A 3,179-nucleotide genomic window follows, 5' to 3' on the forward strand; every position below is an offset into this window, starting at 1 on the left:
GAGACAGACTCGTTATAGGGTCAAGCGAACAAGTGCATGTGGTGGATGCCTTGGCGATCACAGGCGATGAAGGACGCGGTAGCCTGCGAAAAGCTACGGGGAGCTGGCAAACAAGCTTTGATCCGTAGATGTCCGAATGGGGAAACCCACTCCTTTTGGAGTATCCATGGCTGAATACATAGGCCATGTGAAGCGAACGCGGTGAACTGAAACATCTAAGTAACCGCAGGAAAAGAAATCAACCGAGATTCCCAAAGTAGTGGCGAGCGAAATGGGATGAGCCTTGCACTCTTTATTTGTATTGTTAGCCGAACGCTCTGGAAAGTGCGGCCATAGCAGGTGATAGCCCTGTAGGCGAAAACAGTATGAAAGAACTAGGTGTGCGACAAGTAGGGCGGGACACGTGAAATCCTGTCTGAAGATGGGGGGACCATCCTCCAAGGCTAAATACTCGTGATCGACCGATAGTGAACCAGTACCGTGAGGGAAAGGCGAAAAGAACCCCGGGAGGGGAGTGAAATAGATCCTGAAACCGCATGCATACAAACAGTCGGAGCCTCGTAAGGGGTGACGGCGTACCTTTTGTATAATGGGTCAGCGACTTACGTTCAGTAGCAAGCTTAACCGTATAGGGCAGGCGTAGCGAAAGCGAGTCCGAATAGGGCGTTCAGTTGCTGGGCGTAGACCCGAAACCAGGTGATCTATCCATGGCCAGGATGAAGGTGCGGTAACACGTACTGGAGGTCCGAACCCACTAACGTTGAAAAGTTAGGGGATGAGCTGTGGATAGGGGTGAAAGGCTAAACAAACCTGGAAATAGCTGGTTCTCTCCGAAAACTATTTAGGTAGTGCCTCGTGTCTCACCTTCGGGGGTAGAGCACTGTCATGGTTGGGGGGTCTATTGCAGATTACCCCGCCATAGCAAACTCCGAATACCGAAGAGTGCAATCACGGGAGACAGACATCGGGTGCTAACGTCCGGTGTCAAGAGGGAAACAACCCAGACCGCCAGCTAAGGTCCCCAAATATAGCTAAGTGGGAAACGAAGTGGGAAGGCTAAAACAGTCAGGAGGTTGGCTTAGAAGCAGCCACCCTTTAAAGAAAGCGTAATAGCTCACTGATCGAGTCGTCCTGCGCGGAAGATGTAACGGGGCTAAGCTATATACCGAAGCTGCGGATGCGTGCTTAGCACGCATGGTAGGAGAGCGTTCCGTAAGCCTGCGAAGGTGCCTTGTAAAGGGTGCTGGAGGTATCGGAAGTGCGAATGCTGACATGAGTAGCGATAAAGGGGGTGAAAGGCCCCCTCGCCGTAAGCCCAAGGTTTCCTACGCAACGTTCATCGGCGTAGGGTGAGTCGGCCCCTAAGGCGAGGCAGAAATGCGTAGCTGATGGGAAGCAGGTCAATATTCCTGCACCATTGTTAGATGCGATGGGGGGACGGATCGCGGAAGGTTGTCCGGGTGTTGGAAGTCCCGGTCGCTGCATTGGAGAAGGCACTTAGGCAAATCCGGGTGCGTAATTCAAGGGTGTGGCGCGAGCTTCTTCGGAAGCGAAGCAATTGGAAGTGGTTCCAAGAAAAGCCTCTAAGCTTCAGTCTAATGATGACCGTACCGCAAACCGACACAGGTGGGCGAGATGAGTATTCTAAGGCGCTTGAGAGAACTCGGGAGAAGGAACTCGGCAAATTGGTACCGTAACTTCGGGATAAGGTACGCCCTTGTAGCTTGACTGGCCTGCGCCAGGAGGGTGAAGGGGTTGCAATAAACTGGTGGCTGCGACTGTTTAATAAAAACACAGCACTCTGCAAACACGAAAGTGGACGTATAGGGTGTGACGCCTGCCCGGTGCCGGAAGATTAAATGATGGGGTGCAAGCTCTTGATTGAAGTCCCGGTAAACGGCGGCCGTAACTATAACGGTCCTAAGGTAGCGAAATTCCTTGTCGGGTAAGTTCCGACCTGCACGAATGGCGTAACGATGGCCACACTGTCTCCTCCCGAGACTCAGCGAAGTTGAAGTGTTTGTGATGATGCAATCTACCCGCGGCTAGACGGAAAGACCCCATGAACCTTTACTGTAGCTTTGCATTGGACTTTGAACCGATCTGTGTAGGATAGGTGGGAGGCTATGAAACCGGAACGCTAGTTTCGGTGGAGCCGTCCTTGAAATACCACCCTGGTTTGTTTGAGGTTCTAACCTTGGCCCGTGATCCGGGTCGGGGACAGTGCATGGTAGGCAGTTTGACTGGGGCGGTCTCCTCCCAAAGCGTAACGGAGGAGTACGAAGGTACGCTAGGTACGGTCGGAAATCGTGCTGATAGTGCAATGGCATAAGCGTGCTTAACTGCGAGACCGACAAGTCGAGCAGGTGCGAAAGCAGGTCATAGTGATCCGGTGGTTCTGTATGGAAGGGCCATCGCTCAACGGATAAAAGGTACTCTGGGGATAACAGGCTGATACCGCCCAAGAGTTCATATCGACGGCGGTGTTTGGCACCTCGATGTCGGCTCATCTCATCCTGGGGCTGTAGCCGGTCCCAAGGGTATGGCTGTTCGCCATTTAAAGAGGTACGTGAGCTGGGTTTAAAACGTCGTGAGACAGTTTGGTCCCTATCTGCCGTGGGCGTTGGATATTTGAAGGGGGCTGCTCCTAGTACGAGAGGACCGGAGTGGACGAACCTCTGGTGTACCGGTTGTCACGCCAGTGGCATCGCCGGGTAGCTATGTTCGGAAGAGATAACCGCTGAAAGCATCTAAGCGGGAAACTCGCCTTAAGATGAGATATCCCTGGGGACTAGATCCCCTTGAAGGGTCGTTCGAGACCAGGACGTTGATAGGTCAGGTGTGTAAGCGCAGTAATGCGTTCAGCTAACTGATACTAATTGCCCGTAAGGCTTGATCCTATAACAAGTCTGCCTTGTAGATCGGCGCCGTGTGAAAGCACTGGCCGCAGGATCCAGAGCGACAAGTTGGATTCTCGTGTGTGATACACACAACTCAAAATTACTGCTTCTTCCAAGATTGGTTGTGCTGCGAAGCAGCGCAACAACCCTCTTTGCCTGATGACCATAGCGAGTCGGTCCCACCCCTTCCCATCCCGAACAGGACCGTGAAACGACTCTACGCCGATGATAGTGCGGATTCCCGTGTGAAAGTAGGTAATCGTCAGGCTCCCTAAGCCA

At 52.8% G+C, this 3,179-nt stretch carries 2 rRNA genes; both read left to right on the forward strand.

Features of this window, described 5'->3' with window-relative positions:
- Window positions 1-18 precede the first annotated feature (18 nt).
- Window positions 19-2,900: ribosomal RNA gene (locus ACTJLD_RS41315) — 23S ribosomal RNA — on the forward strand.
- A gap of 155 nt (window positions 2,901-3,055) precedes the next feature.
- A 5S ribosomal RNA gene (gene rrf / locus ACTJLD_RS41320) occupies window positions 3,056-3,168 on the forward strand.
- Window positions 3,169-3,179 lie beyond the last annotated feature (11 nt).

Origin of the sequence: Burkholderia sp. 22088, assembly GCF_052045915.1 — a bacterium.
Classification (GTDB): Bacteria; Pseudomonadota; Gammaproteobacteria; order Burkholderiales; family Burkholderiaceae; genus Burkholderia; species Burkholderia cepacia.